This is a genomic window from Streptomyces sp. NPDC054932 (assembly GCF_053610205.1).
Genome location: NZ_JBSGXU010000101.1, coordinates 14,708 through 30,253 on the forward strand (window position 1 = coordinate 14,708; position 15,546 = coordinate 30,253).

At 69.1% G+C, this 15,546-nt stretch carries 13 protein-coding genes; 12 read left to right on the top strand and 1 reads right to left on the bottom strand.

The window, feature by feature from the left end; translation table 11 throughout:
- The first annotated feature begins 40 nt into the window (after positions 1 to 40).
- From ACWGE1_RS24755 to ACWGE1_RS24765, 3 genes are all read left to right on the top strand, one after another.
- Positions 41 to 889: a 2OG-Fe(II) oxygenase gene (locus tag ACWGE1_RS24755; protein ID WP_453422675.1), complete on the top strand. Its 849-nt coding sequence runs from the start codon at positions 41 to 43 to the stop codon at positions 887 to 889.
- Positions 890 to 919: 30 nt separating this feature from the next.
- Entirely contained in the window at positions 920 to 1,924 is a 1,005-nt protein-coding gene (locus ACWGE1_RS24760; protein ID WP_453422676.1) for an EamA family transporter, read from the top strand.
- Between the two features lie 822 nt (positions 1,925 to 2,746).
- Positions 2,747 to 3,208 (top strand): hypothetical protein, encoded by a 462-nt coding sequence (locus tag ACWGE1_RS24765; protein ID WP_453422677.1) that lies wholly within the window; start codon positions 2,747 to 2,749, stop codon positions 3,206 to 3,208.
- 26 nt (positions 3,209 to 3,234) lie between these two features.
- Here the strand turns inward: ACWGE1_RS24765 and ACWGE1_RS24770 are convergent, their stop codons facing one another.
- Positions 3,235 to 4,095: a helix-turn-helix domain-containing protein gene (locus tag ACWGE1_RS24770; protein WP_453422678.1), complete on the bottom strand. Its 861-nt coding sequence runs from the start codon at positions 4,093 to 4,095 to the stop codon at positions 3,235 to 3,237.
- A 680-nt stretch (positions 4,096 to 4,775) separates the two neighbouring features.
- On the opposite strand from ACWGE1_RS24770, the gene ACWGE1_RS24775 reads away from it, so the two are divergent.
- The 9 genes from ACWGE1_RS24775 to metK all read left to right on the top strand — a co-directional run.
- Complete coding sequence (locus tag ACWGE1_RS24775) at positions 4,776 to 5,555, top strand: alpha/beta fold hydrolase (protein ID WP_453422679.1); 780 nt, start codon at positions 4,776 to 4,778, stop codon at positions 5,553 to 5,555.
- A gap of 132 nt (positions 5,556 to 5,687) precedes the next feature.
- Entirely contained in the window at positions 5,688 to 6,380 is a 693-nt protein-coding gene (locus ACWGE1_RS24780) for a type 1 glutamine amidotransferase domain-containing protein (RefSeq protein ID WP_453422680.1), read from the top strand.
- Between the two features lie 90 nt (positions 6,381 to 6,470).
- Positions 6,471 to 7,175: a phosphoribosylanthranilate isomerase gene (locus tag ACWGE1_RS24785; protein WP_453422681.1), complete on the top strand. Its 705-nt coding sequence runs from the start codon at positions 6,471 to 6,473 to the stop codon at positions 7,173 to 7,175.
- Positions 7,172 to 7,843: a uracil phosphoribosyltransferase gene (gene upp, locus ACWGE1_RS24790; RefSeq protein ID WP_453422682.1), complete on the top strand. Its 672-nt coding sequence runs from the start codon at positions 7,172 to 7,174 to the stop codon at positions 7,841 to 7,843. The genes ACWGE1_RS24785 and upp overlap by 4 nt, the downstream gene beginning before the upstream one ends.
- A gap of 87 nt (positions 7,844 to 7,930) precedes the next feature.
- Positions 7,931 to 8,614, top strand: a complete 684-nt coding sequence (locus tag ACWGE1_RS24795) for an NAD(P)H-dependent oxidoreductase (RefSeq protein WP_453422683.1) — start codon at positions 7,931 to 7,933, stop codon at positions 8,612 to 8,614.
- A gap of 132 nt (positions 8,615 to 8,746) precedes the next feature.
- Positions 8,747 to 12,826 carry an amino acid adenylation domain-containing protein gene (locus tag ACWGE1_RS24800; protein WP_453422684.1) on the top strand — a complete coding sequence of 1,360 codons (4,080 nt, stop codon included), beginning with the start codon at positions 8,747 to 8,749 and terminating at the stop codon, positions 12,824 to 12,826.
- Positions 12,827 to 12,836: 10 nt separating this feature from the next.
- Positions 12,837 to 13,796 carry a pseudouridine-5'-phosphate glycosidase gene (locus tag ACWGE1_RS24805; protein ID WP_453422685.1) on the top strand — a complete coding sequence of 320 codons (960 nt, stop codon included), beginning with the start codon at positions 12,837 to 12,839 and terminating at the stop codon, positions 13,794 to 13,796.
- A gap of 68 nt (positions 13,797 to 13,864) precedes the next feature.
- Positions 13,865 to 14,587: a HemK2/MTQ2 family protein methyltransferase gene (locus ACWGE1_RS24810; RefSeq protein ID WP_453422686.1), complete on the top strand. Its 723-nt coding sequence runs from the start codon at positions 13,865 to 13,867 to the stop codon at positions 14,585 to 14,587.
- A 123-nt stretch (positions 14,588 to 14,710) separates the two neighbouring features.
- Positions 14,711 to 15,546, top strand: an 836-nt coding sequence (metK, locus tag ACWGE1_RS24815; RefSeq protein ID WP_453422687.1) for a methionine adenosyltransferase, incomplete at its 3' end; no start/stop codon positions are given.

The following is a 15,546-nucleotide window of genomic DNA, read 5'->3' on the forward strand; positions in this document are numbered from 1 at the left end:
TCCATCCATTTCAGTCATCGATCCGGCTCGGGAGCACACCTTGATTCAGACAACACCACTCGCCCCGGCTTTCGGCGAGCTGACCGGCACACGCGTCATCGAGAGCGACCGTGTCACCGAAACCGACCTGCTCGCGCTCGCCACCGGCGACGCCATTGCCATCGTCGTACCCGACTACTGCCCGCCGGACCTCAGCCGGGAGGCAGCGAAGACGCTGCTGGAGGACAGCCGGTACGGCGAGTACGAGAACGTTCCCGGCGTCCACAAATGGGGCCTGAACACCTATGAGGGGCTCTCCACCCCCGAGCGCGAGGAACGCTACTTCGCCGAGGCCATCCCCGCGATCCAGTCACTGCGCGAGAACTGGGCGCCCTACCTCTCCCCGGTCGACCGCCTCCGCCTCGAACTCCAGGAGGCGTGGCCGGCCGGCGCGAACATGGAGTACCTCGACGGCCACCGCCTCTTCGTCGGGCAGGCACGCGTCTTCCCCGAGGGCCGGGGCGCCATACCGCACCAGGACTTCCTGCCCTGGGAGCTGCAGGACCTGCGCGGCACCGGCCGCTCGGACGGCACGGCATCCATGATCGGCCAGCTCACCGCCAACCTCTATCTGCAGACCCCCGACTCGGGCGGCGAACTCGAGCTGTGGTCCGGCGGCTTCGACCACTCCCAGTACGACGAGCACCGGGCGACCCCCGACAGCTACGGCCTGGACCGCGAGCGCATACCCGCCCCGTCCGTGGTGCTGCGCCCCAGGGACGGCATGCTCATCCTCTTCCATGCCTCACGCATCCACGCCGTACGGGCATCGCAGGGCCGCGACCGGGTCGCCGCCAGCTTCTTCATCGGCGTACGCGGCACCGAGCACCCCCTGACGTACTGGAGCTGAGAAGCTCCATCAACTACGAGGTGAGTCCTTGTGAGCAAGGCGAAGTCCCCCGGCGGCGCGCCGGGTTATCTGATGGTGCTGACCGCCTGCACGCTGTTCGGGCTGGTGGGCACCGAGTCGAGGGTCCTCATCGATCACGGGATCACCGAGATCACGCTGACCCAGTTCCGGATGTTCTTCGGTTTCCTGAGCATGGGCGTGGCCCTGGCCGTCTTCCGGCGCGACCTGCTCAGGGTCGGACGGCGTGAGGTGCCCGGGCTCATCGGCTTCGGGCTGTCCCTGGCCCTGGTCATCTACTGCTACTCCATGGCCATCGCCCGGCTCCCCCTGGCCGTCGCTCTCGTGCTTCAGTTCAGCGCCGCGGCCTGGCTCACCCTCGCCGACGCCGTACGCCGGCGCCGGCGGCCCCCGTTGAACGTCCCGGTGGCGCTCGCCCTCACGCTCGGGGGCGTCGTCCTGATGGTGGGCGTCAGCGGCTCCGAGCTGGGCGCCCTGGACTCCGTCGGTCTCCTCTTCGGCCTGGCGACCACCGCCTCGTACATCGTGTACCTGCATTGCGGAAGGCAGGTCGGGAAGACGGTGCCGGCCGCGACCTCCACCACGTACGGGGCTCTGGTCGCGGCCGTCGCCTGGACGTTCGTCCAGCCGCCCTGGCAGATCGCATCCGCGGCGTGGCAGCCGTCGAACCTGGTGCCACTGGTCCTGATCGGGGTGATCGGCATGGCCATTCCGTTCGCCCTGATCCTCGCGGCGCTGCGCCGCACCGGTCCGGAGCGGGTCGGAATGCTCAGCACCTTCGAGATCGTGGCCACCAGTGCCATCGCCTATGTGTGGCTCGGGCAGACACTGTCCCCGCAGCAGTGCGCCGGATGCCTCCTGGTGGTCGTGGGTGTGGCTGTCTGCAGCTACTACTCCCGCCCGGAGCCGGTGGCTCCCGCCGGCGCGGCCCGGGAACCGTCCCACGGCGGTGCGGTCGGCGGTGAGGGTGAGTCCGTCACACCCACGGCTGTGCCGGACGTCCGGACGGCCACATGACCGGCACATGACCGGCACATGACCGTGACGGCCGACACGGGGACAGGGCCATTAGCCCGACGCCGAACTTCGCTGCTCGATACCTACTCAATTTCGGCCAGAATTTGGAACATCTCACCACTCTGGATGTCTGACATTTATTGTGGCTGCGGCAAGTTCAAGCCTCGGTACGTGCGACTGAGGTCGGCCGGCACGCCCACGGGGGGGCGATATAAGATATGCGTAAACGAGGTCATCGTCACGCCTTGGTCGCCATGCCGGCCTGAAACACCTCGCGCCCGGCAGGCGCGAGATACGGGGGCTTCCGGACCGATGTTCCGGGCGCAGGAGCAAACTTCGCAGCCTGAAGAATCGGTGATGAGCTGCAGCGGTGGAGAAAGTATCAGCCATCACGCCGTGCTCATCGCATGTCCGCGATCGAATTCGCGAGCCGGGCTTCGAACGTGTCCGCCTTCAGCGGGCCGGAAATCCACGTACACGGTTCATCCGGAATCACACCCACTTTGCCGACACATGCGACAAATGGAGGCTTTCGGCACGTTGACAAGTTAGCGAAACAACGCTCGCGTGCCCATGCGGGGCCGCGAGCAGCCATGCACACAAGGGGGAATACGCAATGCTCAAGGTGGGCCGCTCACAAACCTGGCGTCAGGAACCGGAAAGAGGTACCGCCGGTCGGCGGCAACCCGGCGGGGCGGGATCCACGGAATGATTCGGATCTCCTGCCGCGAATCCGGAATCCTCTCGGGATTGCGCCGCCATCTACGCGCCTACCGACTGCACTTTCAGGCCGAACGGGAGAGCGCGCGCCTGATCGCCTCCATGCCTCTCCCGGACCCCTTCGACTTCGATCAGCTGGTCGGGAACATCGCGGAGGCCAGCGGTCGGCAGATCGTCATGAAGCCGATCCCCGACCACCTGACCGGACTCGACGGCGTGTGCGGCCTCCTGGTCAAGCACGACACGCGTCCGGTCGACCTGATCCTCCACCACAAGGGATGCTCGCCGCCCCATGAACTCGCCCTGAAGATGCACCAGTTGGTGCACCTCTGGGCCGGGGACAACACCCGCACGGTCAGATCCCCCGACACCTTGCCGGCGCCAGGGGCGATGCCCGGCGGAGGGCTCTCGACGACCGGGCTCCCGGACCACGACGCGCTCATCGAACTGCGCGCCGACACTGTGGCGCGGCTCATCGGTCAGAGGGGCACGCGCCGGGCCGCCGGTGAGGGCCGGTCACCGCGCGACGTCCCGCACCGTGGCGGAGCCCCCGCCCGGCTGTGAAGCCCGGCAGTCGCCGACCGGACCGGTTACGCCGAGTGCCCCTTCTCGTCATCGGCCAAGATCTCTCCCATCGTCTCACCGATGAAGTCGCGGAGCTGGTCCCAGGACTCCTTGGGCATGTCCTGGCCCGCACCCCGCGCGACCATCACGGTGAACCTGTTGCGCATGGCCAGGGTTGAGAGGATCAAGGCGTCGACCTCCGGATCGTCCTGCCGGAAGTAGACCGGCGGCACGTCGAAGGCGAGCGCCAGGGCGTCGAGGGTGCCCTCCTCCGGTTCGGCGACCTCGCCGGCCCGCAGTGCCCGGACCGTCGCCTCGGTGAGCACCGCCCCGCCGCTCTTCCGGTTCCCCTCGGACGCGAGGTGCGCGTCCGAGGGTGCCACCCCTCCGTAGACCTCGGTGCGCAGCGACTCCAACTTGCGGGCCACGCGGGCGCCGGCGGCCGACGGCGCCTCCTCCGGCGCTTCGGGCTGCCCGAAAGAACGCCGCTGCGCGGCGAGCAGTTCGGCGCGGGTCACGTTGTAGGCGGCGGCCAGCGCCGTCACCGCCTGGTCGGACAGTGGCCGCTTGCCCTGTTCGGCGGCCCTGACCGGCATGGGGGAGGAGGTGTTGGTGTAGCACGCCGTGTCCGACTGGGTCATCCCTGCGTCGCACCGCAGGTCGGAGAGATTCGGTGATTCGGTGCGCGGAAAGAGTTCATTCAGATCGGCGCCCAGGAATGCGGCGATCGCCGGCAATCGCTCCGGGGGAGGAGCTGCCAAGCTGTTCTCCCAGCGGTAGACGGCATTCACTTTCACGTGAAGCCCCTCGGCCAGAGTGGCCTGCGACATTCGTTTGATGACGCGGCGGTCACGCAACTTTCCGCCGTCGAAGACACGGTCGGGCATAGGCATGCTCCACAAGGTGAGGGTTTGAAGGGATTCTAGTGCCCATCCGGGGGAAATCTTGGCATCCGAGATATCGGAATGAGCTCGTATCCGGCACCGGAGTCCCGCCCGCTCCCGAGAACGTCGCCCACCCCGCGCCCTGCTTGTCATGGTTTTTCCATGTTTACTCATCTTTTTTTGGGGTCGCCGCACATCTCCCGAGAGGGGCGGTGAGGTGTCGGGCCATCCTCGAGCGATCCAGGAACGCTTGACTGGATCATCGGAAGTAGATAAATTCAGCTTCAGGCGATCCGGGGGTGATCGTCAAGTCGAACTGCAGCCCCCCACCTCGGGGTTCGGGGAGGTGGCGCGAGCCAGGGGGTGCCTCCTCCTGGGTCTCCGGGCATCGTGTCCGCGAACCAACCGCACTGCGCTCCGCACCGAAGGTGCGACAACGCCGGATCCTCTCGAGTGTTGTGGCCGACGGTCCTCCGTTCCTCGTGCTATCCGTCCGACCGCCTCCGGCAAATTCTGGCGGCGTTGCCGAAACTTCCGCACATCTGCATCCGGCAGAACGCGGCGGCCCCTGTCCGCTTGAATTCGGTGGGGCCGGCGGAATTTGCCGTGCGTGCTCCCGTCCCGCTTTCCGATTTAGCGCACCCGCGCATTCTTCTCGATGTCGTCACAGGAGGCGATCTGTCATGCCCACGATCTCCGTCGGTAACTCGCGTATCCACTACACCGTGACCGGCGAGGGTCCGGCCCTGCTGTTGGTGCACGGCGTGGGCAAGGGTGGCCAGGTCACCTTCGGTCACCTCGTCGAGGAGTTCGCCCGCCGCAACACCGTCATCCTTCCCGAGCTGTCCGGCAGTGAGACCGCTGAGGACGACGGCACGCCGCTGACCGTCGAGCAGCTCGCCGACGAGGTCGCCGCCGTGATCGAGCACGCCGGCCTCGGCCCCGTGGACCTGGTGGGGTTCTCGCTCGGTGGGGCCATCGTCGCCGCCACCGCCGCCCTCCACCCCGAGCTTGTCCGCCGCCTGATCCCCGTCGGCGGCCTGGTCAAGTCCGACCTCTACATCCAGAACCTGATCGGTTTGACCTTGAGTCAGAAGCATGACCCGCACGCCTTCGGCCGCGTGCTCAGCACCACCGCCTTCAGCCCGCGCTTCATCCGCAGCCAGCCCAGCCTGAGCGACGTGGAGAACCTCGGCTCCGAGCTGAGCCCCTCGAGCGGCCGTATCCGCCAGCTCGAGCTGCTCGTCCAGGTGGACATCCGCGACCTGGTCGGGAAGGTGCAGGCCGAGACCCTCGTCCTGGCCCCGTACCCGGACGCCGCGGTGCCGGCCGAGCACTCCCGTGAGCTGGCCGCCGCCATCCCGAACTCCTCCTACACCGAGATCGACAGCGGCCACATGGTGATCTTCGAGAAGCCGGTCGAGTTCGTGAAGTTGGTCCAGGACTTCCTCCACAAGGCCTGAGGCCCGCCGAGCACGACCCGAAACGGCTGTTCACCACCATCCCGGGCGCGGCCCCGCCGTATGCGGCGGTCGCGTGGCCGCGCCCGACCAACCACCCGCGGAGCGCACTCCGCAGCGATTCCAGGAGGAATCATGGCCAAGATCCTGCTTGCCGTCAGCAGCCACGAGACCTTGGGGGACACCGGCAACCGGACGGGCTACAGCGTCTCCGAGGCGGCCCACCCCTACAACGTCTTCATCGGCGCCGGCCACGAGGTCGACTTCGTCTCCGTGCTCGGCGGCGAGCCGCCGGCCGTCGTCTTCGACGGCGAGGAGAACGACCCCGAGATCATCGGCTTCCTGGCCGACGAGACCGTCAAGGGCAAGCTCGTGGCGACCCGCCGGGCGGCCGACGTCGACCCCTACGAGTACTCCGCGATCTTCTACGTCGGCGGCCACGGAGCCATGTGGGACTTCCCCGACTCCCCGGACCTGGCCCGCATCGCCATGGACATCCACGGCCGCGGCGGGGTCGTCTCCGCCGTCTGCCACGGCCCGGCCGCCCTCGTCGACCTGCGCCTGCCGGACGGCACCCACCTCGTGCGCGGCAAGCGCGTCGCCTCCTTCAGCAACGAGGAGGAGAACTCGCTGGGCCTCGTCGAGGTCATGCCCTTCCTCCTCGAGGACCGGCTGAAGGAGACCGGGGCGCTGCACACCAAGGCGCCCATGTACGAGCCCCACACGCAGAGCGACGGCCGGGTCATCACGGGGCAGAACCCCGCCTCCGCCGCCCCCGTGGCGCGGCTCGTCGTCGCCGAGCTCGCCCGGGCCGCCGCCGCCCGCTGAGGCGGTCCCCCGTTCCACCGCCGTCGTCACCGGACGAATCCCATGTGCAGATGGCCCCGGCTCGGACCGCCGCGGCCCAAGGAGGCAGACATGTACGGCTTGATCCAGGTTGCGGGCGTCATCGACCAGTCCGAGGCCGACCTCATCATCGAGGAGGGCGCGGACTGGCTCGGCTTCGCCCTGCGCCTTCCCGCCAAGAACGAGGACCTGTCGGAGGCCGAGGCCGCCGCCATCGTCAAGGCGATCCAGCCCGACAACAAGGGCGTCATCATCACCTACCTGACCGATGCCGACGAGATCGCCGCCTTCTGCGCCGAGATGGGTGTCGGCGCGATCCAGCTCCACGGCGACGTGCTCCCCGCCGAGCTGCGCCGGTTGCGCATCCTGGCCCCGGACCTCTACGTCCTCAAGAGCCTCGTGGTGAAGACGGACAACATCGACGAGCTCCGCGAGGTCGTCGAGACCTCTGCCGAGTGGGTCGACATGTTCATCACCGACAGCTTCAACCCGGCCACCGGAGCCAAGGGGGCGACCGGGCTGACCCACGACTGGGCCGTCAGCGCCGAGCTCGTCCGGATCTCCCCCAAGCCCCTGATGCTGGCCGGCGGGCTCACCCCGGAGAACGTCGGGGCGGCCATCGAGGCCGTCCGCCCCGCCGCCGTGGATTCGCACACCGGCCTGGAGGACCCCACCACCCGGCGCAAGGACCGCCAGAAGGTGCGCACCTTCGTGCAGGAGGCCCGCGCCGCCTTCGACCGGGTCGCCGAGGAGGACGGGCGGAGCCAGTCCCGATGACCACGCGAACCGAGCCGCTCCGAGGCGTGACCCACCTCCTGCCCCAGACCAACCGGCTGCGCGCACTGCACTCGGTCGTCCGTGACCGCGAGGCCAGGCGGGAGGACTTCGTCCCCGCTTCCAACCGGATCATCCGCGGGCTCCTCGACGCCGCGCTGGACCTGCTCCCCTACGAGCCCCGTGACGTCCGCACCCCGGTCGGCCGGACCTACCACGGCCTCTCCCTGGCTTCCCAGGTCTACGGCGTCTCCATCGCCCGGGCCGGCGACAGCATGGAGTCCGAGCTGCGCGTGATGGCGCCGGAGACCCGCCTGGGCAAGATCCTGATCCAGCGGGACAAGGTCACCAAACTCCCGCACCTGCACTACGCGGCGCTGCCCGCCGGGATCGACCGGGGCCACGTGCTGCTCCTCGACCCCATGCTCGCCACCGGCGGCACCGCGCTGGCCGCGATCGGCGTGCTCCTCGACCACGGCGTGCCCGAGGAGCACATCGTCTTCGTGAACCTGCTCTCCGCCCCCGAAGGGATCAAGGTCGTCCACGACCGTCATCCCGGGGTGCGGATCGTGACCTCCTCCATCGAGGAGCGCCTCAACGAGCACGCGTTCATGCTTCCCGGCATCGGTGATTTCGGTGACCGCTACTTCGGGACCGACACCCCGGCGTGAGCGCCCGCCCGTCGGAGCGGGCGGGGCTCCGCGCCACTGGAACCCGCCCCTCCGGCCCTTCGCCCATCACACTAAGGAGCACTCCCCGTGTCCACCGCCGACACATCCTCGTCGACGACGAAGATCTCGATCGTCTATTACTCGGGCACCGGCAACATCCACAAGCTCGCCGTGGGCGCCGAGGAGGCTGCCGCCAAGACCGGCGCCGAAGTCCGGCTGCGCCGGGTCCCCGAGTACGTCGAGGCTTCCCTGGCACCCGAGTTCACCGAGTGGACCGAGGCGTGGAGCGAGAACGCCGAGGCCATCGCGCACATTCACACCGCCACCGCCGATGACCTCGACTGGGCCGACGCGATCCTGCTCGGCGGCCCAGGCCGGTTCGGCATGATCGCTGCGCCGCTCAAGCACTTCATCGATCTCGCCTGGCCCCTCAACGCGCGCGGTGGCCTGTCGGGCAAGGTCATGTCGTCGTTCACCTCGACGGGCGCCCCGCACGGCGGCCAGGAAGCGACGATCCTGTCGCTGAACACCGTCTTCTACCACTGGGGCGGGATCATCGTGCCGCCCGGTATCACCGACGACATCATGACGGCTCCCAGCAACGGCAACCCCTACGGCGTCAGCTCCGTCTCCGGTCGGCAGGCGATTCCGGGCCGACTGGCGGAGAACGTCACCGAGGACAACCTCGCCGCCATCGCCTACCAGACCCGCCGCATGGTCGAGGTCGCCGACGCCCTGCGAAGGGGCAGGACCGCCGACGCGGACCGGTGACCACCCGTCGGCACCTCGGCACGGCCACGGAACATTCGGCTGGTCCCCACACCGGCCGAGTGTCCGTCACGGGCGGGTGACCACCGGAACCCGCCCGCCACACGGCATATACGCACACCCAGGGGGATTCACATGACCACCGACGCGTCCGGCCGGACCCCGGCCACCCGCCTGTCGTTACCCGAACTGCTCCTGCACACAGCCGCCGAACGCCCGGACGACACGGCGGTGATCAGCGGCGACGAGCACGTGACCTTCGCCGGACTGGTGGGGCGAAGCCGAGGACTGGCCGGACATCTACGGGACCTCGGCGTGACCGCCGACCAGTGTGTGGGGCTGTTCACCGAGCCCTCGGCCGACCTGATGATCGGGGTGTGGGGCATCCTGTTCGCGGGCGGCGCCTACCTGCCGCTCGCGCCGGAGTACCCCGAAGAGCGTCTGCGGTACATGATCGAGCACTCGGGCGCGAAGGTGATCGTCGCCCAGGGCCACCTCGTCGAGCGCCTGGCCGCGCTGGCCCCTGCGGACACCGTGATCGTCCGGGTCGAGGACGCCTGCAGGAGCACCCCCGGCGCCGACGTCGACATCGCCCCCGACTCACTGGCCTACGTCATCTACACCTCGGGCAGCACCGGCCGGCCCAAGGGCGTCATGATCGAGCACCGGAGCATCGCCCATCAGATGTCCTGGCTGCGGACCGCCCACGGCATCGACCGCACCCGGGTCATCCTGCAGAAGACGCCGGTCAGCTTCGACGCCGCCCAGTGGGAGATCCTCGCCCCGGCCATCGGTGCCGTCGTCGTGATCGGCGGCGCCGGCATCCACCGGGACGCCGAACGGCTGGTGCACGCGATCAAGACCCATGCCGTGACCACCCTCCAGTGCGTCCCGACCCTGCTCCAAGCGCTGCTGGACACGGAGGGGTTCGACTCCTGCGTCTCGCTGGAGCACATCTTCACGGGCGGCGAGGCCCTCTCCAAGCCCCTGGCCCGCACCTGCCTGGAGACCCTCCCCGGGTGCGACCTGATCAACCTCTACGGGCCGACCGAGTGCACGATCAACTCGTCGTCCTTCACCGTCGCCGAGGCCACCGTCGGCGACGGCCCCAACTCGATCTCCATCGGCGCCCCGGTCGACTCCACCGAGTACCACATCCTCGGCCCCGACCTCACCGAACTGGCAGTGGGCGAGGTCGGCGAGCTGTACATCGGCGGCGTCCAGGTCGGGCGCGGCTACCTGCACCGGCCCGACCTGACCGAGCAGCGTTTCACGGACAACCCGTTCGGTCCCGGGCGGCTCTTCCGGACCGGGGACCTGGCCTGCTGGAACGCCGACGGCACCGTCCAGTTCACCGGCCGCGCCGACAACCAGGTCAAGCTGCGCGGGTTCCGTGTGGAGCTCGACGAGATCAGGCTCGCCATCGAGACCCACGACTGGGTCCGGCATGCGGCCGTGCTGGTCAAGGGCGACCCGAGGACAGGCTTCCAGAACCTGATCGCCTGCGTCGAACTCGACCCGAAGGAAGCCGCCCTGATGGACCAGGGGAGCCACGGCGCGCACCACCAGTCCAAGGAGAGCAAGCTCCAGGTCAAGGCCCAGTTGTCGAACCCGGGCATCCGGTCCGGCGCCGAGCTCGCCGGCCTGCCCGTCCTCGACCTGCCCGGTCGGACGGCCACGCCGGCCCAGCGCGGCCTCGCCTTCGCCCGCAAGACCTACCGCTTCTACGAGGGCGGCGCTCCGGTGTCGGAGGCCGACCTGCTGAAGCTGCTGTCCCGCCGGCCCACAGCCCTGCGAGGGCGGGAGCTCGCGGAGCTGGACACCGGCGAACTCGGCGCGATCCTGCGCAACCTCGGGCAGCACCTGAGCCCGGAGCGGCTGCTCCCCAAGTACGCCTACGCCTCGCCCGGTTCCCTCTACGCCACCCAGCTGTACCTGGAGATCACCGGCTTCCCGGGAATCCGCTCGGGAATCCACTACCACCACCCGATCAACCATCAGCTGGTGCTGATCTCCGAGACCCCCGAGACGGAGGCCGTGGCCGGCGGTCCCCGGATCCGGGCCCACTTCCTGGGCCGCCGCGGTGCCATCGAGCCCGTCTACAAGAAGAACATCAGGGAGGTCCTGGAGATCGAGGCCGGCCACATGGTCGGACTCCTCGAGGAGGTCCTGCCCCTGTACGGCCTCGACATCGAAGCCGCCCCGTTCGTCCCGGAGGCCAAGGCGGGGCTGCGGGTCGCCGACGAGGACCACTACCTCGGAGCCTTCGACTGGGTGCCCTACCGGGGTCCCCGCACGGACGAGGACGTCGACCTGTACGTCCAGGTCCATCCCGGCAGGGGGCTGGACCGGCCGTCCGGACAGTACCTCTGGGAGGGCGGCCGGATGCGCCTCGTCTCCCGCGAGCTGATCCTGCGCAAGCAGGTCATCGCGATCAACCAGGCGGTCTACGACCGGGCGGGCTTCGGAGTCTCGGTGATCAGCCGCAGCCCGCAGGAGTGGCGGCGCTACATCGACCTCGGCCGCACGCTCCAGCGCCTGTCGATGAACGACCTCGACATCGGCTTCATGTCCGCGGGCTACAGCTCGCAGGGCGGCGACGACCTGCCCTCCGCCCGGCGGATGGACGGCATCCTGCGCGAGCTCGGCCGGCCCGGCGGCGCCTCGTACTTCTCCGTCGGCGGCCGGGTGAGCCAGGAGCAGCGCCGGCACGAAGGCATGCGGGAGGACGTGGTCCACATGCGGGGGCCGGCGGAACTGATCCGCGACGACCTCGTCAACTACCTGCCGGACTACATGATCCCGAACAAGGTGGTCGTCCTCGACGCTCTGCCGACCACCGCCAACGGCAAGATCGACCTCAAGGCTCTCGCCGCCTCCGACAAGGTGGACGTGGGGGCGGCCGACCGTCCCTTCGTGGCCCCCCGGGACGAGACCGAACGCCGCGTCGCCGCGCTGTGGAAGCAGGCGATGAAGCAGGAGAGCGTCTCCGTGCAGGACGACTTCTTCGCCTGCGGCGGCAACTCGCTGCTCGCCGTCGGCCTGATCAACCGGATCAACCGGACGTTCGGGGCCGACCTGCCGCTCGAGGCCATATTCACCTCGCCGACCGTGGAGGGACTGGCCCGCCGGATCGCCGGCGGGCCGACGGGCGAAACCTCGCGCCTGGTCCCCTTGAAGCAGGAGGGCTCCGGACGCCCCATCCACTGCTGGCCCGGTCTGGGCGGCTACCCGATGAACCTGCGGCTACTGGGCGAGCGGCTGGGCACGGACCGGCCGTTCTTCGGGGTGCAGGCGCACGGGATCAACGCGGGCGAGGCGCCGTACAGGACGATCCGGGAGATGGCGGCCGAGGACGTGAAGGCCATCACGAGCCGGCAGCCGGAGGGGCCCTACACGGTGTGGGGGTACTCCTTCGGAGCCCGGGTCGCCTTCGAGGCCGCGTACCAGCTGGAGGCGGCCGGCCACAGCGTCGACCACGTCTTCCTGATCGCCCCCGGCTCACCCAAGGTCCGCACGGACGGCGCGGCGGGCGAGGAGCGTGTCGCCACCTACGCCAACAGGGCCTACGTGGCGATCCTGCTGTCGGTCTTCACGGGCACGATCAGCAGTCCCCTGCTGGAGAAGTGCCTCGCCGCGGCCAAGGACGACGAGAGTTTCGCCGGTTTCATCAGCGACAACCTCCCGAACCTCGACATCGACCTGGTGCGCCGGATCGTCCAGGTCGTCGGGACGACCTTCGAGTTCAGCTACACCTTCCGCGAACTGCGGGAACGACGGATCTCGGCGCCCATCACCATCTTCAAGGCGCAGGGGGACGAGTACTCGTTCCTCGACGGCAGCAGCGGCTACTCCTCCGCCCCGCCGACCGTCGTCGAGTTGGAGGCCGACCACTATTCCCTGCTCAGGGCACCGGACATCGACGAGCTCGCGACGGCCATCCGCCGGCGCCTGAACATCCGGAAGGACACCGTCATGCCGCACGTCAACATCAAGCACTTTCCGATGGCACTCAGCGACGAGCAACAGTCGGAGCTGGTGTCGGCGGTGACCAAGGCGGTCACCGACGCCTTCGGCTGCGACGAGGGGGTGGTGTCGATCGCGGTCGAGTCGATCGAGGAGGAGCTCTGGAACGACGAGGTCTACATCCCGGAGATCGTCAACCGCAGACACATCCTCGGCAAGGTACCGAACTACGGCCCCGACACCCACTGAAGAGACGGCTGTGACCACTACGACCTCCGTTCCCCACAAGGACATCCCGCTCGTCTTCAGTGCCGAGGTGGCCGACGCGCTGCACGAAGGCCGCCCGGTCGTGGCACTGGAGTCCAACGTCATCACCCACGGCCTGCCCTACCCGGACAACGCCGCGACCGCCCGGAAGGTCGAGGAGGCCGTCCGCGCGGGCGGCTCGGTCCCGGCCACGATCGCCGTGGAGAGCGGCAGGATCGTGGTCGGCATGACCGACGCCGACATCGACCGGTTCGCCTCGACGCCGGGCATCCCCAAGGTCAGCAGCCGGGACATGCCGGTCGTCCTCGCCCAGGGCCGGATGGGCGCACTGACGGTCGCTTCCTCGCTGGTGGCGGCCGAGCTCGCCGGTATCGCGTTCTTCTCCTCGGCCGGCATCGGCGGGGTGCACCGGGGCGCGGACACGACCATGGACGTGTCCTCCGACCTGATCCAGTTCACGCGCTCCAAGGTCGCGGTGGTGTGCGCCGGCGGGAAGAAGATCCTGGACCTCGGCCTGACGCTGGAGTACCTGGAGACCCATTGCGTACCGGTGGTCTCGTACCGGTCGGACGACTTCCCCGCCTTCTACTGCGTGTCCAGCGGCTTCCGCAGCCCGGTGAGGCTGGACGACGACGAGGTGATCGCCCGGTCGATCGAGAACCACTGGGCGCTGGGCAACAACAGCTCGTTCCTGATCACCACGCCGGTCCGGCCGGAGGAGGCGATCGACAGCGACGAGGTCGACGCCGCGATCACCGAGGCCGTGGCCGCCGCCGACCGGGACGGCGTCCGGGGCCAGGCGCTCACGAAGTACCTGATGCGTGCGGTGGACGCGGCTACGGAAGGCCGCTCGTCCAAGGCCAACATGGCCGTGCTCATCAGCACGGCCGAGGTCGGCGGCCGGCTGGCCGCAGCGCACGCCCGGCTCCGCGCCGGGTCCCGGCCCGTCTGACAGACCCCTACCACCCCACCGACCCAGCGCGTTCCCTCGCGTCACGACACACGAATGGATACGACATCATGACGAAGCTCGACCACCAGTCCACGTCCGCAGCCGAGTCCTACCGTCCGCTCGTCTCCTCGGAACGGGTGAAGGAGATCGAAGGACTGCGCCAGGTCATGTCGTCGCTGGGCGGCGGCGAGGAGGGCGAGCAGACCCACCCGTTCCTGGGCCTCACCCTGCGGGTCCCCTCGCAGGTCATGACCCCCTGCCCCGTGTCCCCGATGCTCGGCGGCGCGGTCTTCGCCGAGGTCGAACCGGGTGACCGCGTCCTCGACATGGGCACGGGCAGCGGTTCGCTGGCCCTGATAGCCGCCAAGAAGGGCGCCGATGTCCTGGCGGTGGACCTCAACCCGCACGCCGTGGCCGCCGTCCGTGTCAACGCGGAGCTGAACCAGGTCGCCGACCGCGTCGAGTCGCGCGAGAGCGACATCTTCAACGCGGTCGACGGCCGCTTCGACCTGATCGTCTTCAACCCGCCGTTCCAGTGGTTCGCCGCCACCGACTACGCGGACGTCGCGGGCACCGACGCCGGCTACCAGGCGCTGACCCGCTTCTTCCGCGAGGCCCGCGCCCACCTGACGGAGAAGGGCCGCATGATCCTCTTCTTCAGCACCATGGGTGACGTGGAGTACTTCGAGAAGCTCGTGGCCGACGAGGGCTTCGACCACGAGGTGGTCTTCTCCACCACCCGGCCCGTCTTCGACGTGCCGGTCGAGTTCACCGTGCACCGCCTGTCCTGATCGCGGACACCCGCCGGGGCCTCCTCACCGGGGAGGCCCCGGCCCGGCGCAGGCCGCGCCGGTCCCGCCGGTCCCCATGCCGGTCCCCATCCACGCACGTCCGTACGAAAGGAGCGTCACGCCGTGTCCCAACGTCTGTTCACCTCCGAATCGGTGACCGAGGGCCATCCCGACAAGATCGCCGACCGGATCAGCGACACCGTCCTCGACGCCCTGCTGGCCCAGGACCCGCGGTCCCGGGTGGCGGTGGAAACCCTGATCACCACCGGCCAGGTGCATGTGGCCGGCGAGGTGACCACTTCCGCCTGGGCCGACATCCCCGCGCTGGTGCGCGAGGCAGTCCTGGAGATCGGCTACGACTCGTCCGCGAAGGGATTCGACGGCGCCTCCTGCGGCGTCTCGGTCTCCATCGGCGCGCAGTCCCCGGACATCGCCCAGGGCGTCGACACCGCCTACGAGAGCCGGGTGGAGGGCGAGGAGGACGAGCTGGACCGGCAGGGCGCCGGCGACCAGGGGCTGATGTTCGGCTACGCCTGCGACGAGACCCCGAACCTGATGCCGCTGCCGATCGAGGTGGCGCACCGGCTGTCGCGCCGGCTCACCGAGGTCCGCAAGGACGGGACGGTCTCGTACCTGCGTCCCGACGGCAAGACCCAGGTGACCATCGAGTACGACGGTGACACCCCGGTCCGCCTGGACACGGTGGTGGTCTCCACGCAGCACGCGAGCGCCATCGACCTCGACGCCCTGCTGACCCCCGACATACGCCGGCACGTGGTGGAGTACGTGCTGGCCGGACTGGTGGAGGACGGCATCAAGCTGGACACCGCCGGCTACCGGCTGCTGGTGAACCCGACCGGCCGCTTCGAGATCGGCGGCCCCATGGGCGACGCCGGCCTCACCGGCCGCAAGATCATCATCGACACCTACGGCGGCATGGCCCGCCACGGCGGCGGCGC

What these genes read in the sequence shown, in the direction of transcription:
- ACWGE1_RS24765 (WP_453422677.1), top strand. Translation starts at nt 2,747, where the DNA reads ATGCCTCTCCCGGACCCCTTCGACTTCGATCAGCTGGTCGGGAACATC.
- ACWGE1_RS24770 (WP_453422678.1), bottom strand. Translation starts at nt 4,095, where the DNA reads ATGCCCGACCGTGTCTTCGACGGCGGAAAGTTGCGTGACCGCCGCGTC.
- ACWGE1_RS24775 (WP_453422679.1), top strand. Translation starts at nt 4,776, where the DNA reads ATGCCCACGATCTCCGTCGGTAACTCGCGTATCCACTACACCGTGACC.
- ACWGE1_RS24780 (WP_453422680.1), top strand. Translation starts at nt 5,688, where the DNA reads ATGGCCAAGATCCTGCTTGCCGTCAGCAGCCACGAGACCTTGGGGGAC.
- ACWGE1_RS24785 (WP_453422681.1), top strand. Translation starts at nt 6,471, where the DNA reads ATGTACGGCTTGATCCAGGTTGCGGGCGTCATCGACCAGTCCGAGGCC.
- upp (WP_453422682.1), top strand. Translation starts at nt 7,172, where the DNA reads ATGACCACGCGAACCGAGCCGCTCCGAGGCGTGACCCACCTCCTGCCC.
- ACWGE1_RS24800 (WP_453422684.1), top strand. Translation starts at nt 8,747, where the DNA reads ATGACCACCGACGCGTCCGGCCGGACCCCGGCCACCCGCCTGTCGTTA.
- ACWGE1_RS24810 (WP_453422686.1), top strand. Translation starts at nt 13,865, where the DNA reads ATGACGAAGCTCGACCACCAGTCCACGTCCGCAGCCGAGTCCTACCGT.